Annotated in this window: 19 protein-coding genes and 1 pseudogene; 11 read left to right on the top strand and 9 right to left on the bottom strand. The window is 65.5% G+C overall.

Annotated elements, in window-relative coordinates; genetic code table 11:
- Positions 1 to 63: 63 nt before the first annotated feature.
- From HRU81_11290 to HRU81_11275, 4 genes are all read left to right on the top strand, one after another.
- Positions 64 to 723 (top strand): transglutaminase-like cysteine peptidase, encoded by a 660-nt coding sequence (locus HRU81_11290; protein QOJ32648.1) that lies wholly within the window; start codon positions 64 to 66, stop codon positions 721 to 723.
- Positions 687 to 2,777 carry an HD domain-containing protein gene (locus tag HRU81_11285; protein ID QOJ32647.1) on the top strand — a complete coding sequence of 697 codons (2,091 nt, stop codon included), beginning with the start codon at positions 687 to 689 and terminating at the stop codon, positions 2,775 to 2,777. The genes HRU81_11290 and HRU81_11285 overlap by 37 nt, the downstream gene beginning before the upstream one ends.
- Positions 2,778 to 2,928: 151 nt before the next feature.
- On the top strand, positions 2,929 to 5,610 hold the full coding sequence (locus HRU81_11280) for an SLBB domain-containing protein (protein QOJ32646.1): 2,682 nt from the start codon (positions 2,929 to 2,931) through the stop codon (positions 5,608 to 5,610).
- 76 nt (positions 5,611 to 5,686) lie between these two features.
- The gene (locus HRU81_11275) at positions 5,687 to 6,535 is read left to right on the top strand and encodes a hypothetical protein (GenBank protein QOJ32645.1); all 849 of its coding nucleotides are present in this window, start codon (positions 5,687 to 5,689) and stop codon (positions 6,533 to 6,535) included.
- On the opposite strand, the gene HRU81_11270 is transcribed toward HRU81_11275, so the two are convergent.
- Entirely contained in the window at positions 6,463 to 7,851 is a 1,389-nt protein-coding gene (locus tag HRU81_11270; protein ID QOJ32644.1) for a hypothetical protein, read from the bottom strand. The two genes, HRU81_11275 and HRU81_11270, sit on opposite strands and share 73 nt — an antisense overlap.
- A 137-nt stretch (positions 7,852 to 7,988) precedes the next feature.
- Between HRU81_11270 and HRU81_11265 the strand changes: the two genes are divergently transcribed.
- From HRU81_11265 to HRU81_11240, 6 genes and pseudogenes are all read left to right on the top strand, one after another.
- Entirely contained in the window at positions 7,989 to 9,284 is a 1,296-nt protein-coding gene (locus tag HRU81_11265; GenBank protein QOJ32643.1) for a hypothetical protein, read from the top strand.
- Positions 9,247 to 10,389, top strand: a complete 1,143-nt coding sequence (locus HRU81_11260; GenBank protein QOJ32642.1) for a hypothetical protein — start codon at positions 9,247 to 9,249, stop codon at positions 10,387 to 10,389. Before HRU81_11265 ends, HRU81_11260 begins: the two co-directional genes overlap by 38 nt.
- Positions 10,390 to 10,409: 20 nt before the next feature.
- A complete protein-coding gene (gene asnB / locus HRU81_11255) occupies positions 10,410 to 12,284 on the top strand; it encodes an asparagine synthase (glutamine-hydrolyzing) (GenBank protein QOJ32641.1) in 1,875 nt (624 codons plus the stop codon).
- Positions 12,281 to 13,384, top strand: a complete 1,104-nt coding sequence (locus HRU81_11250) for a hypothetical protein (GenBank protein ID QOJ32640.1) — start codon at positions 12,281 to 12,283, stop codon at positions 13,382 to 13,384. The genes asnB and HRU81_11250 overlap by 4 nt, the downstream gene beginning before the upstream one ends.
- A gap of 347 nt (positions 13,385 to 13,731) precedes the next feature.
- Positions 13,732 to 14,034, top strand: a complete 303-nt coding sequence (locus HRU81_11245; protein QOJ32639.1) for a hypothetical protein — start codon at positions 13,732 to 13,734, stop codon at positions 14,032 to 14,034.
- Positions 14,000 to 14,455, top strand: a pseudogene (locus tag HRU81_11240) (class I SAM-dependent methyltransferase). The gene HRU81_11245 and the pseudogene HRU81_11240 overlap by 35 nt, the downstream one beginning before the upstream one ends.
- 15 nt (positions 14,456 to 14,470) lie before the next feature.
- Here HRU81_11240 and HRU81_11235 read toward each other — a convergent pair.
- Positions 14,471 to 15,715 carry a glycosyltransferase family 4 protein gene (locus tag HRU81_11235; GenBank protein QOJ32638.1) on the bottom strand — a complete coding sequence of 415 codons (1,245 nt, stop codon included), beginning with the start codon at positions 15,713 to 15,715 and terminating at the stop codon, positions 14,471 to 14,473.
- A gap of 150 nt (positions 15,716 to 15,865) precedes the next feature.
- Between HRU81_11235 and HRU81_11230 the strand changes: the two genes are divergently transcribed.
- Complete coding sequence (locus HRU81_11230) at positions 15,866 to 17,359, top strand: capsule assembly Wzi family protein (protein ID QOJ32637.1); 1,494 nt, start codon at positions 15,866 to 15,868, stop codon at positions 17,357 to 17,359.
- Between the two features lie 33 nt (positions 17,360 to 17,392).
- On the opposite strand, the gene HRU81_11225 is transcribed toward HRU81_11230, so the two are convergent.
- From HRU81_11225 to HRU81_11195, 7 genes are all read right to left on the bottom strand, one after another.
- Positions 17,393 to 19,363: a polysaccharide biosynthesis protein gene (locus HRU81_11225; protein QOJ32636.1), complete on the bottom strand. Its 1,971-nt coding sequence runs from the start codon at positions 19,361 to 19,363 to the stop codon at positions 17,393 to 17,395.
- An 11-nt stretch (positions 19,364 to 19,374) separates the two neighbouring features.
- Positions 19,375 to 20,115 (bottom strand): sugar transferase, encoded by a 741-nt coding sequence (locus tag HRU81_11220; GenBank protein QOJ32635.1) that lies wholly within the window; start codon positions 20,113 to 20,115, stop codon positions 19,375 to 19,377.
- Complete coding sequence (locus HRU81_11215) at positions 20,112 to 21,134, bottom strand: alpha-ketoacid dehydrogenase subunit beta (GenBank protein ID QOJ32634.1); 1,023 nt, start codon at positions 21,132 to 21,134, stop codon at positions 20,112 to 20,114. Before HRU81_11215 ends, HRU81_11220 begins: the two co-directional genes overlap by 4 nt.
- A complete protein-coding gene (locus HRU81_11210; protein ID QOJ32633.1) occupies positions 21,131 to 22,186 on the bottom strand; it encodes a thiamine pyrophosphate-dependent dehydrogenase E1 component subunit alpha in 1,056 nt (351 codons plus the stop codon). Before HRU81_11210 ends, HRU81_11215 begins: the two co-directional genes overlap by 4 nt.
- A 3-nt stretch (positions 22,187 to 22,189) precedes the next feature.
- Positions 22,190 to 23,308: a DegT/DnrJ/EryC1/StrS family aminotransferase gene (locus tag HRU81_11205; protein ID QOJ32632.1), complete on the bottom strand. Its 1,119-nt coding sequence runs from the start codon at positions 23,306 to 23,308 to the stop codon at positions 22,190 to 22,192.
- A gap of 48 nt (positions 23,309 to 23,356) precedes the next feature.
- Complete coding sequence (locus HRU81_11200) at positions 23,357 to 24,178, bottom strand: class I SAM-dependent methyltransferase (protein QOJ32631.1); 822 nt, start codon at positions 24,176 to 24,178, stop codon at positions 23,357 to 23,359.
- Positions 24,179 to 24,322: 144 nt separating this feature from the next.
- Entirely contained in the window at positions 24,323 to 24,544 is a 222-nt protein-coding gene (locus HRU81_11195) for a SlyX family protein (protein QOJ32630.1), read from the bottom strand.
- Between the last annotated feature and the right edge of the window lie 18 nt (positions 24,545 to 24,562).

Genomic DNA, 24,562 nt, shown 5'->3' with positions numbered 1-24,562 from the left:
TGGTTGTTATGGAGTCGAAGACTACGTGATACTACGGTGTCACCCGCAGCGGCTCAATCGAACATGTCCCAGTTCCGCCGGGCAGCGGCCCGGACGCTCCCGGTCCTGGCACTGGTCCTGATCGCCGGCCCGGCCCGCGCCTTCGCGCCGGACCTCTTCGGCTACCACCAGGCGCCCCAGGAGGGCATCGCCGCCTTCCCGCAGTGGTTGCAGGCGCTGGAGCGCCAGCTGAAGGACAACCTGCGCGACGGCGACTGCGGCGAGCGGCGCATCAACCGCTGCCACATGGGCCGCTGGCTCGCCTTCCTCGGCGGCCTGCGCGGCCGGCCGGCCGCGGAGCAGCTGCGCGAGGTCAACCGCTACGCCAACGAGATGGACTACGTCCTCGACATCGACAACTACGGCATCGAGGACTACTGGGCCATTCCCCGGGAGTTCTTCGGCAACGGCGGCGATTGCGAGGACTACGCCATCACCAAGTACTTCTCCCTGCGCTGGCTCGGCTATCCGGATGGCGACCTGCGCATCGTCGTCGTCCAGGACACCAATCTGCGCGCGCCCCACGCGGTGCTGGCCGTGGGCCGCAGCGATGACATCCTGGTGCTGGACAACCAGGTGCGCGCCGTGCTGCCGCACCGGCAGGTGGTGCACTACGCGCCCGTGTACTCCATCAACGAGCACGGCTGGTGGATCCACACGCCGGCCGGCGGATCGCGCCGGTGATCAGCCCGCGCGCCTCGGTCGCCGCCGCCGCAGCCCTGCTGGCGCTGCTGCTCGGTGTCGGTGCCTTCCTCATCAATGCCTACATCGGCGAGGAGAAGCAGCGCGACCTCCTGCAGTGGGAGACCCGGCTCGGCCTGGTGGCCGACACCAAGGCGGATGCCATCGCGCGGCTGCTCGCCACCGACCGGCGCAACCTCGAGGAACTGGCCGCCAATGCCTCGTTGCGCTTCTACCTGTGGCAGGCCGCCGGTGCGGGCGAGCCCGCTGCAGGACCCGCGGCCGCGGAGGCCGGCTCGCTCGGCTACCTGCGCAACCTGCTGCTGGCGGCGGCGGACCGCGATGGGTTCGGATCCGGCAGCGCCGCGCGCGTGCCCGCCAACATGCCGCAGCCGCGCAGCGCCGGGCTGGCGCTCCTCGATGGCCGCCTCAGGCCGCTGGTGGCGACACCGGGGCTGTTCGAGCTGGCCGACACCTACGCGGCCGTGGCGCAGCAGGCGCTGGCCGGCCAGCGGGTGGTCGTGCTCATGACCGATGCCGAGGACCAGGCGGTGCTGGTGCAGGCCCTGCCGATCGCCACGGTATCCGGCGCGGGCGCCGACGCTGCCCGGCCGCTGGGCGTGCTGCTCGCCATCCGCGCCGCCGCCACCGACCTCTATCCGCTGCTGAGCCGCGGCCCCGACTTCGCCGAGGAGAGCGAATCGCTGCTGCTGGAGAAGCGCGGCGAGGACGTGGTGCTGCTGTCGCCGACCCGTGACGGTTCCCGGCCGCTGCGCCGGAGCCTGCCGCTGGCGCGCACCGAGCTGGCGGAGGTGGCGGCGGTGACCATGCCCGGCCGCCTCGTCAGCCTCGACAACTACCGCGGCGAGCGTGTCCTGCAGGTGAGCCGGCCGATCACCGGCCAGCCCTGGGTGCTGGCCCAGCAGGTCGACGCCAGCCAGGCGCTGAGCCTCGCCGACGAGCGCCGGCGTTTCCTGCTGGTGGCGTTGTCGCTGCTGTTGTTCTCGGTGGCGGCGGTGGCGGTGGCGGCCTGGCGCCACGGCAGCGGCGTGCGCGCCCGGCACCTCGCCGACGAGCTGGCCGACAAGGCCGGCCGGCTGCAGCGGCAGACCGACCGCCTGCACACCATCACCGACAGCCTCGACGTGCTGACACTGCTGGTGGCCGCGGACAACCGCGTGCTGTTCGCCAACCAGGCCGCCGCCAGCGCCGCCGGCACCACCATCAAGTCCATGCTTGGCGGCCTGCTGACGGCGGTGCTGCCCCAGCCGGTGCAGGCCGTGCTCCTCGACGGCATCGGCCAGGTGCGCCAGCAGGGCGGCGCCGCGCACCGGCTGCTGCACTGGCCGCTCGGCGAACGGCAGCGGAGCTTCCACGCCAGCTTCATCCCGGTGGACCGCATCGGCGAGGAGGGCGACCTGATACTGCTGGTGCTGGGCGACGTGACGGAGATGCAGCAGGCCAACGAGCGCAACACCGACATGCTGCGCCGGCTGGTGCTGACGCTGGTCAGCGTCGTCGACCGGCACGATCCCTATTCGGCGAACCACGCCCAGCGCATGACCGAGGTGGCCGATGCGCTGGCGCGGGAGCTGGGCTTCAGCGACCAGGAGCGCAGCACGCTCAACCTGGCGGCGAGTCTCGCCAACATCGGCAAGATCATGATCCCGGCGGAGCTGCTCAGCCGCGACGGACCGCTGACGGCGGAGGAGCAGCAGCTGCTCCACCGCCATGTCGAGTACGGGCTGGAGCTGCTGCGCGGCCTGCAGTTCGACGGGCCGGTCGTGGACATCATCGCGCAGAAGCAGGAGCGCCCAGACGGCCGCGGCTACCCGCGCGGCCTCGCCGGGGACCGCATCACGCTCGCCGGCCAGGTGCTCGCCGTCGCCAACGCCTTCGTCGCGCTCCTCAGCCCGCGCGCCTATCGCCAGCAGCTCTCGATACAGGGCGCGCTCGACGAACTCATGCGCGGCGCCGGCAGCCAGTTCGACCGGCGCGTCATCGCCGCGCTGTTCCACGTCGCCGAGAACCGGCGTGACTGGTCGCAGTGGATCTAGCGCAGCGCCTGGCAGTCGTTGCGGGCCGGACCAGCAGTGATTACCATCGCAGGCCGGGGCGCGCCGGTGGGCTAACGAACCTTTGCCCGGGTGCTCGACAGCTTCATGACCGGCCGTGCATGCGGGTCGGAAGTCGCAGCGGGGATGTAGCGTGAAGTCTGCAACGGGCTGGCTTGGGGTCATCGTCACACTGCTGGTCCTTGCCTCGTTCCGGGCCATGGCCCAGGTGCCCTCGCCGGAGCAGCTGCAGCTGCTCAACCAGCTGCCGCCGGAGCAGCAACGGGCCTTGCTGGAGCAGTACGGCCAGCGCGGCAGTGCCGACCAGCCGCTGACGACACCGGCAACCACCCGCCCCAGGACCGGCGAGGTGCGCGATGCCCTCCGCGCCGCTCCCGGCGACACCGTGTTGCTGTCCCTGGTGCCGGATGCCAAAGCCGAGGAGAGCGCGCGCGAGCTCGTCACGCGGGCGCTGGCCGCCAATCCCTACCGGCTGGAGCGCGACGGGCGCCTGCGGATACCCGGGCTGCCGGATCCGGTGGCGCTGGCCGGGCTGACCGCGGAGGAGGCCACGGCGCTGCTGCAGAGCGAACCCGCCTTCAGCCAGATCAAGGTCAGGCTGACCCTGCTCAAGCCCGAGCCGCTGGGCGTCGATGCCCTCAAGCCCTTCGGCTACGACGTCTTCCGCAATGCGCCGACGACCTTTGCCCAGGCCAGCGACGTGCCCGTGCCGCCGGACTACACCATCGGCCCGGGCGACTCCATCGAGCTGCAGTTCCTCGGCAACGTCAAGGGCCTGTACACGCTCACGGTCGGGCGCGACGGCCGCATCCGCCTGCCCGAGATCGGGCCGATGGCCGTTGCCGGCATGCGCTTCGCGGAGATGCAGGAAGCCATCGTCTCGAGCGTCGCCGAGCAGATGATCGGCACGCGCGTTTCCGTCGGCATGGGCCGGCTGCGCTCGCTGCAGGTCATGATCACCGGCGATGCGGAGCACCCCGGTGCGTACACCGTGGGGGGGCTGTCCACGGCCAGCAACGCCCTGATGGCGGCGGGCGGCATCAAGCCGATCGGTTCATTGCGCCGTGTGCGGGTGCTGCGCGCCGGCCAGGTGGTGAGCACGCTCGACCTCTATGACCTGCTGCTGCGCGGGAACTCCGCCAACGACGTCCGCCTGCAGTCCGGCGACGTGGTGTTCGTGCCGCCGCTGGGCGAGTCCGCAGCTGTCACCGGCGAGGTGCGCCGCCCCGCGCTCTACGAGCTGGCGGGTGCCGCCACGGCGGGTTCCCTCGTCGACCTCGGTGGCGGGCTCACCGAGTCGGCCGCACCGGGCGTGGCCACCATCGAGCGCATCGACCCGTCGCGCGGGCGCATGGTCCTCAACGTCAACCTCGGCACCCGCGAGGGGCGCGAGACACGCCTGCGCAACGGCGACGTCCTGCGCATCCCGACCGTGCGCGACACGCTCAACGAAAGCATCGTCGTCGCCGGTCAGGTGTACCAGCCCGGCGCGCGCCAGTACCAGAAGGGCATGTACCTCACCCAGGTGCTCAGCAGCGTCGAAGCCCTCAAGCCCAATGCCGATCTCGACTACGTGCTGGTCCGCCGCGAGCTGCTACCCGACCGGCGCATCGAACTGCATTCGGTCAGCCTGGCCCGGGCGCTGCGCAGTCCCCGGGGCGCCGATGACCTCCTGCTGGCGCCGCGCGACCAGATCCTGGTCTTCGACATGGAAGGCAGCCGCGAGCCGCTGCTGCGCCCGGTACTGGAGGAGTTCCGCCGCCAGAGCACGATGGCTGCGCCTGCGGGCATCGTGTCCATCGGCGGCAGCGTGCGCATGCCGGGCGAGTATCCCCTCGAGCCGGACATGACCGTGGGCGACCTGGTGCGCGCCGGCGGCAGCCTCTCGGAGGCGGCCTTCGGCGGTGAAGCGGAACTCGCGCGCTATCAGGTCGTCGATGGCCAGGTGCGCAAGGCCAGCGTGGTCACGCTCGACCTCGCCGCGGCGCTGGCCGGTGACCCGAAGGCCGACCTGCGCCTGCAGCCCTTCGACACCCTCACCATCCGGCGCGTGCCGCAGTGGGGCGACCAGGAGTTCGTGACGCTCGAGGGCGAGATCCGCTTCCCCGGCCGCTATCCCATCCGCCGTGGCGAGACCCTCGGCGCGCTCCTCGCCAGGGCAGGCGGGCTCACCGACCAGGCCTTCCCCTCGGGCGCGGTGTTCACGCGCCAGGCCCTCAAGGAACGCGAAGCCCAGCAGCTCGCCACGCTCGCCGACCGGCTCGAGCGCGACCTCGCCCTGCTCGCCGTACAATCCGCACAGGCCGGCAAGGAAGCCCCAGGCACCAGCTCGCTCGCCGCCGGCCAGTCCCTGCTCGCCGAGTTGCGGAACACCCGTCCCGTCGGCCGCCTCGCCATCGATCTGCCCGCGCTGCTGCGCGAAGCACCCGGTGCCGCCGACGACATCCTCCTGCGTGGCGAAGATCGCCTGCGCATCCCGCGGCGCATGCAGGAGGTCACCGTCATCGGCGAGGTCCAGACCAGCACCTCCCAGCTCTACCAGGACGGCCTGGCGCGCGATGACTACATCAACCTCAGCGGCGGCTTCACCCAGAAGGCCGACAAGGGCCGGGTCTACGTGATCCGTGCCAACGGCCAGGTCGCCGCCGCCTCCAGCAGCCGCTGGCTGCCGAGCGGCCGCATCAACATCCAGCCGGGCGACACCATCGTCGTTCCCGTGGACGCCGAGCGCCTGCCGCCGCTGCCGATGTGGACCTCGGTCACCAGCATCATCTACAACCTGGCGGTGGCGGTGGCGGCGGTGAATTCGTTCTGATGCAGTTTCTAGAGGCTGGCTTGTACAGTTCGTTGCAACGTGACTTTCGTATCCGCGGGAGGGCCGGCAGGCGCCCATGATGATTGACGATGACGTCATCAGGCTTGATGAAGTCCTGCGGCTATTGCTCCGCAGGCTGCACTGGGTTTTTGGCGCTGTCGTGCTGTTCAGCCTGCTTTTCGGCGCAGCCTCCTTTTTCGTGTCGCCGGTCTACCGTGCAACGGTGGTCCTGATTCCTGCGGAAAGTGGCGGGCGCCTCGATGGCGCGCTGATGCCCGCCCTTGGTGCGCTCTCGGGCCTTGCTGGATTTTCGCTTGACCGGGCGAACTCGACCACGGAAGAGTCGCTTGCGGTAATGCAGTCCAGGAGCTTTTCCGAGAAGTTCATCCAGGATGCCGGCCTTCTGCCGAAGCTCTTTTCCGAGCGGTGGGACAGCCAGCAGGCTCGCTGGAGGGCTGGGACATCTGAACCGCCGACACTGGCGTCCGGAGCGGTCAGATTTGACAGGCATGTTCGTACGCTCGTTCCAGACAAAAAGTCAGGGTTGTTCAGGCTGATGATCGACTGGAGTGACCCGACGGAGGCTGCGACGATCGCGAATGATTTCGTGGCCAGCTTCAACAGAACGATGCGCGACCGAGCCATCAAGAGCGCTGACGAGTCGGTGGCCTATCTCGAAGCCGAGTTGACCAGGACCACGCAGCTGGAAACCCGGGCCAACCTGGCCCGGCTTCTCGAGGCACAGGTGAACCGCCGGATGCTGGCTACGGTGACGGAAGAGTTTGCATTCCGCGTGGTCGACCGGGCCTTGCCGCCCGATCCCGACGACATTGCGCGACCAAAGCGCGGCTACTACCTGGCGGCCGGCGGGTTGATCGGCCTGGTTTTCGGCGTATCGCTCGCGCTGTCCAGGCCGGCGAAATAAAGCCGCAAGTAGCCTGCCCAGTACCAGAGGATGGCAGTGGCCAGGAGCAGGCCGTGTGTAACGTACACGCTCGGCAGATCCGATGAGTCAATCAGCCAGAATAAAGACGGGGCGCAGACGGCGAAGACGAAGCAATGATTGTTCATCCGTTTGCCGATGCCATCGAGTGCTCGCAGGGTGGCTGAAATCACAAGGACGTACAGCAACACACCAACTACGCCAGCCTGCTGATACCCCGAGCCGAGATAGCTCGAATTCGCGTGCGCCCCTGGCAGGCCAATCTGATAGCCGATGAGATAGGGGATCTGTTCCTGGTAGACCCTCGGCAGCAGGCCGAGCGAGAGCTTTGAATCGGAAAACAGTGTGAAGGGATTGTTGTTGAAGAAGCTGAAGTATTCGAAGTTCAGCGCGGCGGGAACGATGAAAGTCCGCCTGATGATGATGTCTCCGAACAGGACTGTCATGTCACTCAAGGTGAAGACCATGCCGATCGCCAGCACGACAGTGAGCATTGCGATTAGGTTTCCCCCGCCTGCACGCTTGCTGCGCCGCGTGGCCGCATAGCACAGCAGCGCCAGCAAGGGGAAGAACAGCGCCGCGCGATGCTGGGAAACAAGAAACACCCCAAGACTGCAGATGAGTGTCGCGAGAAACGGGAACCATCTGTTCCTTGCATAGTAGAAAACGAGCAGAAAGGGGAGCAGTCCCTTTGCAAGATTGGTATGCAGGTACTCGAAATAACCTGATTGCGATTCGGCAATCTGTGCCCTGTTGAGGTAGATGTTCTCTGGTGCAAAGTCGATCGAGGAATAGTCTCCGCCAGCAATGATCAGCACATACAGTATGAGAATACCGATCCAGACCGCTCTCTCCGGTGATGAGGTGCAGACGCCAGGAATCGCCAGGATCGTGCCTGGCAGGGTGAGCAATCGGATGCCGATGAACGCCCCGATAGCGAGGCCCAGGAAGGGCATGCTGCCGCCTGAAAAGGAAAAGAAGACGAGCGTTGGAACAATTGGTACGGCTGCATGCAGCCAGAGGAAGTAGTCGGATACTTTGTTCGTCCTCGACGGCAGCGCCAATGCAACAAGGCATAGAAAGGCAACGGCAAGGATGCATCGCTCGACATCAAACTGGAATGCATATATCTGCAGGTTGAAGAGCCCGCGCGATCCGACAAGGAAATACGCTGCTGAGAGGACCAGGAAATACCCGGTGATCACGAGAAATTTGGCGGCGTCCGACCAGTAAGCATGCGAAAGCGACGCCTGCGAACTGCTATGCCCGGAAACAGCAGACGATTCACATGTAGCCATTAGCTATGCGCCGTCCTGAAGCGTGACCAAGATACACAAGCAGAACCTGAAAGCGTTGGAGCCGGACCTGCCTGAATCCGTCAAGTGGCAACTGTACGGCATAACCGCAGAAGCCGCATCGGCCATGAATTGCTGACATGCCCGGTCTGGTAAAAAAGGCAGTAGTTCTTGCGGGCGGTACGGGGATCGCCCAGCTGATTTCAATTGCCGCACTACCCATTCTGGTCAGGATCTACAGCCCACGCGAGTTCGGCATTTTTGCCCTGTTCTCTGCTGTTTCCTGGATGGCAGCGGTCGTAGCCACATGGCAACTCGAGCATCGCGTCATCCTGCAGGGAGCAGACCGCCGGGCGGCACTTCTGGTTCAGCTCATCTGTACATGGGGCATTGCCTTTGCGGCAGCTCTCTCGGCCGTATTCATCGGTCTCCTGCTGTCGCATGCGCTCGTGTTGCCATCCGGCCTGTCCACGACCAGCCTGGCCTTCCTGCTTTTTCTGACCGTCTCCGGTATAAGCCTTACGCAGGCCATGCGGGCATGGCTCATTCGCCTGGGGGCCTTTTCGTGGATCGCCCGAGGGACAGTTGTCGCGTCGGTAGTCACGGCCACGGTAGCAATTCTCCCTGCGTTCATATTTGGGCCGGAATATCAGCGATACGGCCTGCTGATGGCACAGGCATCCGGCTTGCTGGTTACAGCGCTGGTCTGGCTGAAGCTGGGTCGTCCGCCCGTTCCGGGTGGCTTCTTCCGGGTGCGCTGGAAGCGGATCGGCGCCATCGCGCGTGCGGAGTGGTACGTCGGGCTTGTGCTGACACTGTCCAACGCGGCGAAAACTGGCTACGGCCGCATGCCCACGCCAGTGATTACATCAGTTGGGGGTGCCGTTGCCGCAGGGTATTTTGGCCTCGTCGAGCGGGTTATCGCAGCTCCCTCTTCGCTGCTGGCACAATCAGTATGCGCGGCATTTCGTAACCAGATCGGCGAATTCGCGGCGCGCCGGGAGCATGGTGCCATTGTCCGTCTGTACTGGCGGATCGTGATGGTGGCTTTCGGAATCGCATGTCCAGCCTATCTGCTTGGTGCGCTGCTTGCCCCGGAGGTGTTCAGTCTGATTTTCGGTGCGGATTGGCGTACTGCGGGCGAGTACGCTTCGATTCTGCTTTTTGGCGAGATATTTGTGTTTGTGCTGGCTACCGTCGAAGATGCCGCGGTTCTCCTGGATCTCAACCGATACCGGCTGTTCTGGCACGTAGGCCAATTGACGATGATCGCATGTTTATGGGGAGCAGTTTTTGCGGGGTGGATCACGCGAATTCATGAGGTATTGTGGATCCTTGTCGGGATAAGAATCGTCTTTGCGTTGATCGATTTTTCCGTGATTGCCGCAATCACCGTGCGTGTACGTCGTTCTGGCCTGGGCAAGACAAGTGACTAGACAGGAATTTGTCGCATTGGCGACCAGCACCTATCTTCAGTTTCTCGAAGAAGGTCTCCGGGGCCTTATTGAGACTGGGGACGATACGGCTTTCTGCGCCCCGGGCCACAACGGGCCCCATCTCGCCCTCGAGTCATCAGTCCGAAATTCCTGCCACTGGCTTCTGGCATTTGCAATAGGTCACCGGCTGTATGAAAGGCGTGATTTTCGCGAGGCCGCATCGGCATTGGCGAACTGGGTGCTGAACAGCTGTCCATATCTCGTGAATGGCGGCTTCATCCTGCGGCAAAAGGACGGTCACGACTGGTGCAATGGCGTAATTGGAGGCGCGTGGATCATCGAGGCCCTGGTTCGCGCAGGACAGGTGCTGGGAAGGGGAGATACACTTGAGTTCGCCGCCGACTTCTATAAGCGCCATCGGTTCAACGATACGCAGGGTGCATGGCACCGGTTCGACGTTCATTCTGGCAATTACAGAATCGATGCCACACTGGACCATCAGGCATGGTTTGCGGCTGCGGCAGCCGAACTGGGTGCCCTGGAGCACGTAGAGCGGTTCCTGGATGCGTGCCAGGCGGGCGCGTTCCACGTGCGTGCCGATGGAAGGATTCATCATCTCTTCTGCGGGCGCGGGCCGAGAGAGCGCCTGTTACGGGTTCTTTACACGGCCCGGGAGGCAAGATCACGAGAGGCGATAGAGGAGCTGGAGATCGGCTATCACCATTACACCTTACATCCGTTCTCCAGGATTCGACGCTGCCTGCCCGGCCACTCGTTCTGGCGCTCGGATGGCTTTCTGTCCTCGCTTGCCTACCTGTCAAACGAGTGGCTCAAGCGCCTGGAGGGAAACAGATTCGGATGGCCATACAATGCGCCTGGTTTCGAATTGCCGATTCTGATTGCCGAATTCGGGGGGCATGTCCCCTTGGGATGGTCCGACATGAGTCGCATATTTGATGACCAGCTACGCCGTGTCAGGAGCGGCAGCCGGGCGTTTTGCGGACAGTCAACGAAGGATCCGCTGACCCTGACTGCCCGAATCTACGAACTCGGGCTGTTTCTTGACGCGTCCAAGGCTGGAACGGCTGGGTCCACGGTCAATTAGGTGTGGTGTAGATAGCAGCTGTGTGTGGAGTACTTGGGGTTCTGAGCCCGACAGGGATCTGGCAGGCGCGCCTGGCAACCACCTTCAATGAAGGTCTCGGTGCGATCAAGCATCGCGGGCCAGACGACACGGGAACACGGATCATAGGCGGCTTGCCCGCTGGGCGCACGCTGGCCTTGGGCCATCAGCGCCTATCTGTACTTGACCTGTCGTCGGCGGGTCGACAGCCGATGCTCGATTCGAGGGGTCGAATCGCTGTCTACAATGGCGAGATCTTCAACTGGCTCGAGATTCGCCAGCAATTGCAGAGCGACGGGTACTCGTTTTCCACCCGTTCTGATACCGAGGTACTGCTTGCGGCATGGGACAGGTGGGGTACGGACTGCGTGCGTCACTTCAATGGCTTCTGGGCATTCGCAATTTTTGATCCGAGTCCGCGCGACGGTGGCCCAGTGCTGGCGCTGTGCAGGGACAGATTCGGCATCAAGCCACTGTACCTGTGTATTGACGACCAGGTCATGGGTTTCGGCTCGGAAATCCGACCGCTTCTGACTGCATGCGACAAGCCGATGCGGGTCGATCCAGATTCGCTCATGCAACAGCTGATCTATGAGATGCAGCCGAGTCCACCGCAGACCTTGTTCGAGAACGTCGAAGAGGTGGCACCGGCCACGTGGCGTATTTGTCACCTGAGCGAGCAGCGGTGGGTGACGAGGGAGTACTGGAGCGCAGGCGAAACGCCACTACGTCCGCGTTCGGACAGTCAGGCACTCGAGGAGTTCTCCTGGCTTTTGGAAGATGCTGTGTCGATGCGTCTGCGGGCAGACGTGGAGGTGGCGCTGACGCTATCGGGTGGCGTCGATAGCTCTGCCATTGCGGCCGCGATCCGCTCCATCAGATCCGAAGCGGTCAAGGCGTTTACATCCAGATTTCGGAACTCACCACAGCTCGACGAGACCAGGTGGGCAGCCGCGGTTTGCCGGCGAACCGGCATGGATCACATCCTGGTCGATGTCGAGGAGATCGATCTCGATCGGGAAGAGAGGCTGCTATCCCGTCACGTTGAGACGATCTATACCAGCTTCTCGCAGTTGGTCAACTGGCAGGTCATCAAGGCTATTCGGGAGCAATCGGCCATCAAGGTATTTCTCAATGGGCAGGGCGGTGATGAAGTATTCCTGGGCTACGAGCGATACTACGTCCCCCACATCCGCAGCTGTGGATTGTGGCGTCCCAGCGGGTGGTACGAACTGATCCAGTGCGCGAGACACTCCGGGCGTGGTTTTGCAGAGTTGCTAGGATTCCTGGCGTACTTCTCCGGAAAGGCGCTCCGGCAGTGGCGCTATCGGCGCAGTGCAAGCGCTCTGTTTCAGCCCTGGCTGCTGAAAGCACCAAGCAGGATTCAGGTGGACTCGCTGCCTGAAGACAAGCGCGACCTCACGATTCAGGAGACGTGTGGGCCTCAGTTGCAACGGCTGTTACGCTTTGATGATCGTATAAGCGCCGCATTCGGCATCGAGGGTCGACCTGTTTTCCTGGACCATAGAATCGTGGAATTCGGCATCTCCCTTGAAGGCCACCACAAGATTCGAAATGGCTGGACCAAGCACATTGTCAGGCGCTATCTGGATAGCAAGGGACTGCCAGAGGTGGCGTGGCGAAAGGCCAAGCTGGGCTTTCCGGCGCCATCCGCAGTCTGGGCCAATGACTTACTCAAGCAGCGGGTTGAGGCTATTCGAAACAGTGAGTTCATGCGGAGCGTGATCAGGGCCGGTACTGACCCGATTGAGCTGACGCATCGACAGGTAATGGCGCTTATTCTGCTCCACAGTGCATCGAGCGAGTTGAGCTGGCAGCCGTTGGCAGGGCAGCCCCAATCGCCGGCGCCGGCATGAGCCTGATCATTCAGGTCACCACGGTGCACCCGTGGTGGGACAACCGGATATTCGAGAAGATTGTTACCGGGCTGCGGCGCCGGCGGCATAACGTCCTGTACGTTTGCCAGGCCGGAACGGATGAAGTAGCGGCGATACCCGGCCCGGTCGTAGTCCTGCCCATGGGATCAGGCTTCGCCACCCGGATCAGCAGAAATGCGAGAGCCTTCATCGAGTGCGCCAGGAGGCCGGGAGCGATAGTGCACTTTCACGATCCCGAGTTTGTCCCTTTTGGTCTGCTGCTCCGTCTGATTGGTCACCGCGTTATCTACGATGTCCACGAGGACAACCTGCTCGCCATTCCACAGAAAGGTTCTCTGCCCCGGTGGATACGGGTCTTTGTTGCAAGAGCCGTCGCCGCCATGGAGGCGGTCGCAAGCCGCTTCCTCACCATTGTTATTGCGGAACACGCCTATCGCGGGAGATTTCCCAGCGGTGTCGCCGTTCTCAATTATCCGTCCGCGCTATCTGGTCCAGGCCTGACAGAGGGTGTGCAGGCCGTAGCAGCAGTAGCGGATCGACGGAAACTCCTTTATACGGGATGCCTGTCGGAAGATCGCGGCGCCCTGAACCATGTAAGGCTGCTTCGCCTGTTGCCGGACTACGAGCTGCATCTGGTAGGCAGATGTGATGCGGGTTTGCGCGACAAGATCCTGGCAGAAGCCGGTGAGTCGCGATCTCGCTTGCATTTGCGGGTTTCAGAGGAAGGCGTGCCATTCTCCGAAATTACAAAAGCGTACCTGGAGGGAGGGTGGTGCTGGGGCTTGGCGCTCTTTCCGGATACGCCGCATTATCGCGACAAGGAACTGACGAAGTTCTTCGAGTACATGTCGTTCAGGATTCCCATAATCTGCAGTGATTTTCCGGCCTGGCGACGGCTGATCGACGGCCGCTTTGGAATCGTGGTTGATGTTGAGAGTCTTGAGACGGTGGCCGAGACGATACGCGCTCACGATGAGCGGTTTCAGGAGTATCGTGAGCAGCCGATTGGCATCCCGGCAGAGTTCACCTGGGAGTCACAGCTTGACAGCCTGGAAAGGCTGTACTCCGATAGCGAATAGGCGCAGAGCCGCAGGCGGTTCGAGGCAAGTCATGCTGCTGATGCCGGGTGGCGGCCGGTGCGCGGTAACAAAAGGAGACCGGAATAGGTCTGATGCTTCATGCCTATGGGGTTACAAGCATGTCGTATCATTCCGAGGCCTCAAGAAAATCTGTGAGGGTGTAGACCCCCTTTTTCGATCGTTGCTGAATGGGGGTTCTCTGGTGCACTTGCAAGGTGACTGGGTCACCAAGATCGTTTTTGTCGGGGTACAGAAGGAATTGGAGAATTAAAGATGCGGGGAGGGATCGGCAGGTTAAGGGCGTTGCATTGGGGCCAGTTGTCACAAATTGATTTGGACGTTGCGCAATGAGCATCTCTTTCGACGCCCTGAGCCAGAGCCTGGACCGGCTTGCCGCAATCCCGGACGAGGAGTGGCTCAAATCGCTAGATGACAGGAAGCGAAAGGAGCGCGAGTTTCACGATCGGGACCGTGATCGCCAACTTATCCAGACGCTGGATGGCGACACTTACGAAAAGTTTTATGGAAACAAGAAGTACTACCGTGCAACCGAGCTGTCCAAGGCATACGTCGACTCGTGGATAGCACGGCATGCGCTAGGAATCCGAGGCGGCAGGGGTCGGCGATCGGTGCCGCTTTGTTCAGGCTGACGCCGAGAATACGCAACTCCCCGATGCCAGCATGGACGTCATTATCTGCAGCGGGATGCTGCACCACCTGGACCTCAGCTTCGCATTCCCCGAGTTGGCGAGGATCCTTGCAGCGGATGGCCGCCTCCTGGCGGTCGAGGCACTTGACTACAATCCGCTGATAAAGCTCTACCGGAACCTGACGCCCGACATGAGAACGGAGTGGGAAAAAGCCCATATTCTCAGCCTCAAGGATGTCCGCCTTGCGCAGGAATTCTTCAGGTTGGGTGAAGTACGGTACTGGCACATCCTGAGCATTGCGGGTGGCAAAGTTCCGGCGCTGCTGCCGATGCTGAACGCAATCGATCGAGTGGTTACACGGATCCCGGGGATTCAGCTTCTGGCCTGGATCTGCACCTTCGAGCTCAGAAGCAAGGCGTAATCTTGCTGGGGTGAATCAGGAGCTGGTTAGTGCTTCGCCTTCGAGGGTGTCGGCATATTGCCCATACACGACATCCGTCGAGTAACGTGAAGCAAACAGGGCCCGGGCGTTTCGCGAACAGGTTGCCCTCCACCCCACATCACCCGACCGCTCGCCAATCAGCTGCGCGAGATGCCGCGGATCACCGGCCCGGTAGATATCGCCGATCCCGTTGTCGGTCACCAGCCGTTCGGCCTCGCCGCCGAGGCTGAGCAGCACGGGCAGGCCCATGCTCATGTACTCGAAGAGTTTGTTCGGCAGGCTCATGGTGGCGTTGGGCCTGTATGCCGCCAGTCCCAGTGCGGCGGCGGTCGACAGCCAGGCGAGTTCCTCGCTGCCAACCCAGCCGGTGAAGATGACGTTGTCCAGGCCGCCGGCCTGGCTGCGCCAGGCGGCATCGCGTTCGCCGCTGCCGCTGAACACGAACTGGATGTCGTTGCGGTCGGCGAGCAGGCGGGCGGCTTCGATGACGGTACCGAGGTCGATGTTGCCGACGAAAGTGCCGGAGAACCAGCAGATCCGCTTCCCGGGATCGACGCCAAGCTCGCGCAACCGATGCTCGACGGCAGGCGACGGCACGATCTGCCCGATGTTCCCGGTATAGCCAAGCGGAATCACGTGGTCGCAGGCGGTGGCTGCACGGCCAGCGACCTGCAGTGCCCAGTCCAGGTACTCCCGGGAAATGGCGATGATGCCGGTGGCACCGCGCATGGCGCGGCGTGCGGCGCCATAGAGCGGTGCGAGTGCCAGACGTGCCGCGGGCCTCGCCAGGCCGGGAACCCGGGTGAGTATTTCATCGGGCCAGAGGTCGCGGATATCGAGCAGTACCGGGATGTTCTTCGTTGACCCGTACGCGACCGCGGCTTCGCTGAGTTCGATGGTCGGATATGAACAGAGGATAAGGTCCGGGCGTTCGCGTGCTGGGGCGATCCGCAAGAACTCGCGGGCGATCTGCCGGTGATTCCGGTAGCGCGCCAGGGAGATATTGCGGCGGTACAGGCAGCCATGGAGGAACTGGAGATCCAGGTTCTCCTGGACGGCCTGCGAACAGCTCTGCTTCAGCCAGTGAGTCTTGGAAAAGTGATCAACCGTCGACACCCACCACGTTACCTTGTGGCCGCGCCGGGCGAGCAGGTCGGCCAGGGCGCCACTGCGCCAGGGTCGCGACGTACCGGAGAATCCAGGCAACGGCTCGCCGACGGTGACAATCCAGAAGTTCACTGTTCCGCCGTCATCGGTGGCTGGCCTGGCAGGGGAAATTCGGCAAGAGTTTGCACGGCGGATTATAGATAATGCGTCGTCACGTTGAGGGGATCACCGGGCGCCCGGCCGGGTTGCCAGGATCCCGTCTGGCCCGGGGAGGAAGGGCTGATGCAGGGGCGGCAGGGAGCTTACGGGCGCGGCTGGCGGCTGTTGCCGCTGCTGCTGGTGCTGGGTCTTGCGGAGCCGGCGCATGCCGGCCCCTGGCTCGACCCAGGCGACACCGGCCTGCGCCACGACCTGCAGCTGCTTGCGGACAGCGGCGTCATCGGCACGCCGGTCACGGCCTGGCCGCTGTCCTGGGGCGACATTGCGGCGCAGATCAGTGGCCTGGAGCAGGTGCCGGATGCGGCGGCCGGGGCGCTGGCGCGCGTGCGGTCCCGCCTGCGTGATGAAGGGCTGTCTACCGGCCTGCGCCTGGGCGCAGAGGCGAGTATCGGCACCGAGCCGCGGTTGATCCGGGATTTCGAGGACCTGCCGCGCGGGAAGGGCGAGGTCGCCGGGAAGCTGGAGTGGACCGGCGATCGCACGGCGCTGCGGCTGGTAGCGCAGTATGTCGCCGATCCGGATGACGATCGCGAGCTGCGGGCCGACGGCAGCTACGCGGGCCTGGCGCTCGGCAACTGGATGCTGGCGGCGGCGATGACCGATCGCTGGTGGGGGCCGGGCTGGCAGGGGAGCATGATCCTCTCCAGCAACGCGCGCCCCATTCCCGCCTTCACCATCGACCGCAATTCCACGGCGCCTTTCGAATCGAAATGGCTGCGCTGGATCGGCCACTGGGACTTCACCGCGCTCTGGGGCTTCCTGGAAAGCGACCGTGCGGTGCCCGATGCGCGCTTCTTCGGCATGCGCTTCACGGCACGGCCGGCGCGCTGGCTGGAGGTGGGCATCTCGCGCACGGCATTGTGGTGTGGCGAGGGCCGTCCCTGCGGCTTCGACACCTTCGTCGACCTGCTCGCCGGCAAGGACAATGCCGGTGACAACATCAGCGCTGCCGATGAACCGGGCGACCAGCTCGGCGGCTACGACATCCGCCTGACCGGGGCGGGCTTCGGCCTGCCGGTGGCGCTGTACACCCAGCGCATCGGCGAGGACGAGCAGGACCTGCGCCCGGCCCTCTTCCTGACCCTGGCCGGCGTCGAGACCTGGGGCCGCCTGGGCCGCTTCGGCGACTACCGGCTCTATCTCGAGGTGGCCGATACGCTCTGCGGCGGCAACATCACCGGCGACGGTACGCCGGATTGCGCCTACGAGCATTCCATCTACCAGACCGGCATGCGCTATCGCGGCCGGTCGATCGGCCACAGCCTCGACAACGATGCCGAGGTGTGGACCTTCGGCGCCATGCTCAGCGAGAACGGCGGCAACAGCTGGACGGCCAGCCTGGCGGCGGGCGATCTCAACCGGGAAGGCAACCCGAGCACCACCAACACGGTGGCGGCGGTGAAGACGCGCTACCGCAGCGCCAGCCTCGTGCATCGCCATCGCCTGGCGATCGGCGAACTGCAGGGAGCAGTCGGCTTCGAGGAGTTCGACGATCGCGTCACCGGCGAGACCGACGAGGATTGGCGCATCAGCCTGGGCTGGCGGTACCCGCTCTGAGCGGAGGGCGGCGGTGCCCCCCGCGCAGCGGCTTCAGGCGACACCGATCCTCGATACCTCGATCGGGTGCTGGACCGGGGGAGGCATGGGCCGCAGGGGCAGGCCGGGATCCTCGGCCTGAGAGCCGGGGGCGGGCTCGTAGCCATTCACCAGATCCAGCAGCAGGCGCCGGACCTGGTCGCAATCGCAGCTGTTCGTGGCGGCAACCAGTGCCTCCAGCGCGTCCCGCACCTGCGGCCACGGCAGGCCCTGTTCCCGGGCACGCAGGATCTTCGGGTGTTCGGTGGCGCCGACCTCGCCGCCGATGAGCAGCTCCTCGTAGAGCTTCTCCCCGGGGCGCAGCCCGGTGAAGCGGATGGCGACATCGCCCTGCGGGCAGGCGTCATCCCTGACCGTCAGGCCCATGAGCTGGACCATGCGGCGCGCCAGGTCGACGATGCGCACGGGCTCGCCCATGTCGAGCACGAACACCTCGCCGCCGCGGCCCATGGCCCCGGCCTGCAGCACCAGCTGGGCCGCCTCGGGGATGGTCATGAAATAGCGGATGACCTCCGGGTCGGTGACCGTCACCGGGCCACCGCGGCGGATCTGCTCGCGGAACAGCGGTACCACGGAGCCGGATGACTCCAGCACGTTGCCGAAGCGCACCATGCAGAAGCGGGTGTGGCCGCCGCCGCGCGCCGCCATGCCCTGGAGCACCAGCTCGGCCATGCGTTTGGTGGCGCCCATGACGTTGGTGGGTCGCACGGCCTTGTCCGTCGACACCAGCACGAAGGTTTCCACGCCGGCCTCGGCGGCAGCCTCGGCCGTATGCCAGGTGCCGATGACGTTGTTGCGCGCCCCCTCGGTGATGTTGAACTCGACGATTGGCACGTGCTTGTAGGCGGCCGCGTGGTAGATGGTCTGCACGCCGAGGCCCTGCACCACCTGGCGCACCCGGTTGCGGTTGTGCACGGAGCCGAGCAGGGCGATGAGCTCCACCCGCAGGCCGCGCTCGCGGATGCGCTCCCGTAGCTCCCCGTCGATCCGGTAGAGGGCCAGTTCGGACAGTTCGAACAGCACCAGGCGCGTGGCGCCCAGCTCGATGATCTGCCGGCAGAGCTCGGAGCCGATCGAACCGCCGGCACCCGTGACCATGACGCACTTGCCGCGGATGCAGGCATCGAGCAGGCGGGTGTTGGGTGCCACCGGATCGCGGCCGAGGATGTCCTCCACGCCGACATCGCGGAGCTCTTCGAGGCGGGCCTTGCCGGTGACCAGGTCGCCGATGTCCGGCACCGTCTGCACCTGGATCGACAGCGATTCCAGGTTCCTCAGGATCTGCTGGCGCCGCTGGCGGCTGACAGAGGGCAATGCCAGCAGCACACGGCGGATCTCTTCGTCGCGGACCCGCTCCGGCAGCTCCGCCGGGCCGGCGACCGGGATGCCGGCCACGAGGCGACCGTGGAGCATCGGGTCGTCGTCCACGAACAGGACCGGCCGCAGCTCGTGGCTGTTGCCCGCGGCCGCCGCGAGCCGCCTGCCCGCCTCGCCGGCACCATAGATGGCGACCGGTTCGCTCTTGCCGTTGCGGACGTTGCGGCCGATGACCATCGCGCGCATCAGGATCCGGGCGCCACCGAGGAGGAACGAGGCAAAGGTCCAGAACACCAGGCCGATGCCGATGCACAGCCGCAGGTCGCCGATGTCCAGCGCGAAGGCCGCCACCGCCAGGGAGAGGGCGATGAGCGCCGCGCCGCGCAGCACCTTGGCGTGCATCTCCGCGCCGATGAAGCGGATGATGGCGTGGTAGAGGCGCTGCGCGCTGAGCACGGGAACCGTCAGCGCCGCGCAGATGACCAGGAGCGTGACGAGGCGTCCGTCGGCAGGCCAGAGGCGGAAGTTGAGCACCAGCAGGGTGCCGGCCAGCGCGAGGACGGCCAGGGCGACATCACAGGTGGCAACGATGGTGCGCTTGAGGCCGACCGGGATCCGGACCAGCATGAAACGCATCTGGTTGACCATGACTTCCTTCCCTATGCGGCCACGGCGTCGCGCGATTGCACCACTTCCGTGGCACCTGGCGGCGGATGCGGCACGAGGCGGCTCCGGCGCCCGGCAATCTCGACCAGCTCGGCCGGTGCTCCGCGGGCCTGCAGGTCGGCGGCGACCGCGCCGAGGGCCCGCTTCCGGGAGAGGATCGCCAGCGCCGTGAGACCCACCAGCTTGAGATCGAGCAGGATCGCGGAATGGTCGATGTAGAACAGCCCTAGCCGGCTCTTCCACGGACGGATGAGCTGGTTGTAGCCGAGGTCGGGGTCCGGGTGTCCTGCGAGGATCTCGCCTTCATCGGCAAAGACGATGGAGGCGTAGTCGGTAATCCCGGGTCTGACGGACAGCAGGAGCTTCTCGGCCGCGGTATAGAGCCGCGTTTCCCGCTCCACGTTCGGCCGCGGGCCGACCAGGCTCATGTCGCCACACAGCACGTTCCAGAGCTGGGTGATCTCGTCGAGCTTGTAGCGGCGGATGAAATGGCCGACCGGCGTGATGCGGCTGTCGGCGGCGGAGGTGGAGTCGACACCGGACTTGTCGGCGTTGATGCGCATCGAGCGCAGCTTGACCATGCGGAATGTGCGGCCGTCGAGGCCGACGCGCGGCGCGATGTAGAACGGCGAATGCCGGTCCTGCCACCAGACCAGGAACATGACCGGCAGCAGGACCGGGGAGGCGAGCAACAGCCCGGCCAGCGCCACGGTGATGTCGAGCAAGCGTTTCATGAGGCAATCCTGCGGGATGCGAGCATGGCACGGGCTGCCTCGGCGACATGCCGGGCCTCGGGATAGTAGCCCTGCTCCAGGGCCTTGCTGGTCGGGGCCGGGGCGTCGGGCAGGGTGATGCGCCGCGGCGCCGCCTTCAGCGCACCGGCATCGAGTGCCTCGGTCACGCTGGCGATGACCTCGGCCGCCCAGCCGGCGTTGCGCCAGCCGCCATCTACCACGCACAGCCTGCCGGTGCGGCTGACCGATGCCAGGATGGCCGCGGGTTCGAAGGGGTTGAGCACCCTGACGTCGATGACCTCGGCGTCGATGTCCTCGGCCGCAAGCATCTCCGCCGCCTGCTCGCACAGCCAGGTGCTGTAGCTGGCGCCGACGAGGGTGATGTCCTTGCCGGGCCGCAGCACCCGCGGTCCCTCGGCGGCGAGCGGGCGCTCGACCACGGGCGGCAGCACCGCCCGCCGCTCGTAGAGCCAGCGGTCGTCGATGTACATCACCGGATCATCACACAGCACGCTGGCGATCAGCAGGTCCCGGGCATCGGCGACGCTCGCCGGCATGACCACGCGCAGCCCGGGGATATGGGCGAACCAGCCATGCAGGGCCTGGGAGTGCTGGGCACCCTGTTCACCGCCGCGGTTGATGATGGCGCGGACCGTGACCGGGACCGTCGCCTGGCCACCGAGCATGTGATGCCACTTGGCCGCCTGGTTGACGATCTGGTCGGCCGCCAGGACCATGAAATCCATGCGTGGATGGATGACGACCGGCCGGTAGCCGCAGAGCGCGGCGCCAACCGCCGCCCCGGTGCAGGCCAGCTCCGAGACCGGGGTGTCGATGACCCGCTCCTTGCCGAAGAGCTTGTCGAGGTCGGTCATGGAATTGCCGACGTACCAGGGGCTCCACAGGCCCTGCCCGATGGTGAATACCTCGCGGTGCCTGGACAGCAGGTGGATGAAGCCCTCGCGGATGGCCTCGCCGTAGCTGATCTCGCGGCCTGCGGTAGCGGACGGCTTGTTCATCGCTGGCCTGCGTACACCAGCTGGTGCAGTGCGGAAGGGTCCGGGTACGCCGCGCGGCGGGCGTTGGCGACGGCCTCGGCAATCCCGGCGAGGACGTCCTTCTCCATGGATGCCAGGTCATCGGCGGAGAGGACGCCGGCCGCAACCAGTCCATCCTGCAGCCGCCGGATCGGGCAGCGGTGCCTCCAGGCCTCGACGTCCTCCATGCGCCGGTGCACGCCGACGTCGATGTCCTCGTTGGGGCCGACATGGCCGCGGAAGCGATAGGTCACGGCCTCGAGCAGCGCCGGGCCTTCGCCGCGCCGGGCTGCGTCGACGAGCGCGGTGGTCGCCGACTCCACCGCCAGCAGGTCGTTGCCATCGACCGTCAGGCTGCGCATGCGGTGGGCCTCGGCATAGCGGCCGATCCGGTCGCTGGGCTGGCGCAGATCGATGTCGAGATGGCTCGAAAACAGGTTGTTTTCGCAGACGAACAGCACCGGCAGGCCCTGGACCACCGCCAGGTTCATCGATTCATGGAACACCCCTTCCTCGGTGGCTCCATCGCCGAAGAAGGCCACGGCGACACTGTCGCCGCCATCGAGCTTCGCGGCCAGGCCGGCGCCGACGGCAATGGGAATGGTGGCGCCGACGATGGGCACCGAACCGTGGAAGCCGAATTCACGCCCGAACAGGTGCATCGAACCGCCCATGCCGCGGGAGGCACCGGTGGCCTTGCCGAGGACTTCGGCGATGAGGCTTGCGGGTGTGCCGCCCAGCGCCAGGAAATGGGAGTGCGAGCGGTGGTTGCCGAACACCCGGTCCGTTGCCCGCAGCCGGGTGGCGACACCGACCGCGACGGCCTCCTGGCCGATACCGAGGTGGCAGGGAGTCCGGGCCAGCCCTTCGACGACGAGGCGGCCGATCTGGTCTTCCGTGTGGCGGATGACCAGCATGGTCCGCAACAGGCCGCATAAGCGGGCACCATCGGCCTTCGCCACCTGCAGCGGCGCGGTGAAGCGGGCCGGATCGGCGAGTCCGCCGAGCTCGGACCAGGGTTGCCGCTTGGCCATGCTTCAGCCGCGACCGTAGAAGGCGCGGATGCAATCGATCACGTAGCCGACATCCTCGTCGCCCAGCGAGGTGTTCATGGGCAGCAGCAGCGCGCGACGGTAAAGCAGCTCGGTGCGCGGCAGGTGGTACTGCGTCAGGCCGAGGCCCTCGTACTGGTGCACGGCCTTGCCGCCGAACTGGATGATGGTCCTGACGCCCTGCTGCTCGAGGTGCTTCCTGAGGTCGTCGCGGCGATCGGCCTCGATCTCGTAGTTCTGGTAGACATCGTGGTGCCTCGGGTCGGCGCCCGGCGCCGGGGGCAGCAGCAGCTCCGGGACGTCCCTCAGGCCCTCGTCGTACTGCGCGGCGAGCCGGCGGCGCTTGTCGAGTTCGGCGCCGAAGGTCCTGAACTTGACGTTGAGGATGGCGGCCTGGAGATTGTCGAGGCGGGAGTTCGTGCCCCAGGCAACCACTTCGCCCCGCTCGTTGCGCCCATGGTCGCGCAACAGGGCGAGGCGCTCGCCCATGGCATCGTCGTTGGTCACCACGCCGCCGCCGTCGCCGAAGCAGCCGAGCAGCTTGGCGGGGTAGAAGCTGAAGGTGCCGGCGGCACCGAACGTGCCGGCGAACCGGCCGCGGAAGCGCGAGCCCAGCGCCTGGGCCGCGTCCTCGATGACCTTGAGGCCGTGCTCGCTGGCGATGCCCATGATCTCGTCCATGTCCGCGGTCCGGCCGTTGAGCTGCACCGGCATGATGGCCCGGGTACGCCCGGTGATGGCGGCGCGCACGCCCGCGGGGTCGATCATGTGGTCGTCGCGGCACTCCACGAGGACCGGCGTCGCACCAGCCAGGTGGATGGATGCCGCGCTCGCCACGTAGGTGTGCGACGGCACGATGACTTCATCGCCGCGGCCGATGCCGGCCGCCTGCAGCGCGATGATCAGCGCGTTGGTGCCGTCGGCCACCCCGAAAGCATATTTCACGCCGAGGAATTCCCGGAGTCGCTGCTCGAAGTCGGCCAGGTCCTGCTGGAGGATATAGGCTCCGCGACGCATGACGTCGACGACCGCCGCCGTCAGCTCCTGCTCCTGGGCTTCGAACAAGGCGCGGTAATTGAAGAACGGAACCTGTCGCTGGGTCATGGGAAGCAAAGTCCTCGCTGGGTGGTGGGTGCGGCTGCCGGCCACTGGTCAGGCGGGCAGGGTGGCCTCGCAGTAGATGACCTTGTGGCGCTGATCCGCCGCCCCTGGAGGCAGCGGCGTCAGGGTGCCGGCGATATCCGCCGGTTGCATGTTCTCGGTCAGTTCCGCCGGCATCGGCACCGGCTGTCCGAACACCAGACGTTTCAGCAGCTGCTTGCCGCGCATGGTCTTCGGCATCAGCCCGGATGCCACGGCCAGCTTCTTGATGGGACGGAGGATTTTCTGGCGGGGCGACAGGGTGCCGACGTCGAGATGGCCGAAGCAGCGGACGCGGAACCCCTCGCGGGCGAGCTCCTGGTGCAGCTCGCCCGCGCCCAGGTAGCGATGGCTGTGGGGGCTGGGGTTGAAGTCGGCCAGGTCCTTGTTGGCGGTCGCGATCAGCAACTGCCCGCCCGGTCGCAGCACCCGCCGGCACTCGCGGAAGAACGCCGCCACGTCGGGCAGGTAGTAGAGCGCCTCGAAGATGAGGATCAGGTCGCGGGAACGGTCGGGGTAGGGCATGTCCTGCGCGGCGAACTGCTGTACCCGGATCCGGTTGCCGTAGTGGCGGCGCACGCGCTCCACCATCTGCCCGCTGAAGTCCCCGGCGTCGAAGCTGCGCGCGGCCTGGGCCAGGATGCCCAGGCCGGGTCCGGTGCCGCAGGCGAGTTCCACGGCATCCCGGTTGCGGCAGTACTCCCGCGCCCAGAAGTAGCGGTGGCAGAGACGCTCGAGCTGCTCGGAGGAGATGGGCTCTCCGGCCACTTCGGTGACATCGAGGAAATCGCCGGAGGCCGTGGCGTCAGGGGACGCCGTTGCGGGATGAGCCATGTCCAGGAAGAGAAATGCCGGAAAGGAGTTTTTTCAATATTACTTGGCCACCGGCTGAAATACACCCGGGCCGGATCAACGGCGGTGAGCTGGGCATTCCGGTCGGGGAGGCGTTGCCGCGGGTCAGGCCCCGGGTCCGGCGATCTAGTAATGCGGCGGAACCTCCACCCGCGGACCCGTCGGCCCGCCGGCGCCTTCCATCGCCGCATCGAGCGCCTCGAGCTGCCGGGCGAGATCGTCGATGCGTGCCCGGGCCTGCTGCAGTTCCAGCTGCTGGCGGGCGAGCACGTCACTGAGTTCCTGGGTGCTGCGCTCGAGGAAGGCGCATTTGAATTCGAGTGCCTCGATGCGTGAGGAAGCGTCCATGCCGGCATTCTAGACCGG

The sequence above is a fragment of the Gammaproteobacteria bacterium genome (assembly GCA_015709695.1).
Lineage (GTDB): Bacteria > Pseudomonadota > Gammaproteobacteria > Steroidobacterales.
The sequence above is the reverse complement of the archived record's forward strand: the minus strand, read 5'-3'. Positions and strand labels throughout refer to the sequence as shown.

Excerpts from the sequence above, each read along its gene's own strand:
- HRU81_11250 (QOJ32640.1), top strand. The coding sequence starts at position 12,281 with ATGAGCCTGATCATTCAGGTCACCACGGTGCACCCGTGGTGGGACAAC.
- HRU81_11290 (QOJ32648.1), top strand. The coding sequence starts at position 64 with ATGTCCCAGTTCCGCCGGGCAGCGGCCCGGACGCTCCCGGTCCTGGCA.
- HRU81_11210 (QOJ32633.1), bottom strand. The coding sequence starts at position 22,186 with ATGGCCAAGCGGCAACCCTGGTCCGAGCTCGGCGGACTCGCCGATCCG.
- HRU81_11245 (QOJ32639.1), top strand. The coding sequence starts at position 13,732 with ATGAGCATCTCTTTCGACGCCCTGAGCCAGAGCCTGGACCGGCTTGCC.
- HRU81_11195 (QOJ32630.1), bottom strand. The coding sequence starts at position 24,544 with ATGGACGCTTCCTCACGCATCGAGGCACTCGAATTCAAATGCGCCTTC.
- HRU81_11225 (QOJ32636.1), bottom strand. The coding sequence starts at position 19,363 with ATGGTCAACCAGATGCGTTTCATGCTGGTCCGGATCCCGGTCGGCCTC.
- HRU81_11275 (QOJ32645.1), top strand. The coding sequence starts at position 5,687 with ATGATGATTGACGATGACGTCATCAGGCTTGATGAAGTCCTGCGGCTA.
- HRU81_11200 (QOJ32631.1), bottom strand. The coding sequence starts at position 24,178 with ATGGCTCATCCCGCAACGGCGTCCCCTGACGCCACGGCCTCCGGCGAT.
- HRU81_11270 (QOJ32644.1), bottom strand. The coding sequence starts at position 7,851 with ATGGCTACATGTGAATCGTCTGCTGTTTCCGGGCATAGCAGTTCGCAG.
- HRU81_11215 (QOJ32634.1), bottom strand. The coding sequence starts at position 21,134 with ATGAACAAGCCGTCCGCTACCGCAGGCCGCGAGATCAGCTACGGCGAG.
- HRU81_11230 (QOJ32637.1), top strand. The coding sequence starts at position 15,866 with ATGCAGGGGCGGCAGGGAGCTTACGGGCGCGGCTGGCGGCTGTTGCCG.
- HRU81_11265 (QOJ32643.1), top strand. The coding sequence starts at position 7,989 with ATGCCCGGTCTGGTAAAAAAGGCAGTAGTTCTTGCGGGCGGTACGGGG.
- HRU81_11205 (QOJ32632.1), bottom strand. The coding sequence starts at position 23,308 with ATGACCCAGCGACAGGTTCCGTTCTTCAATTACCGCGCCTTGTTCGAA.
- HRU81_11220 (QOJ32635.1), bottom strand. The coding sequence starts at position 20,115 with ATGAAACGCTTGCTCGACATCACCGTGGCGCTGGCCGGGCTGTTGCTC.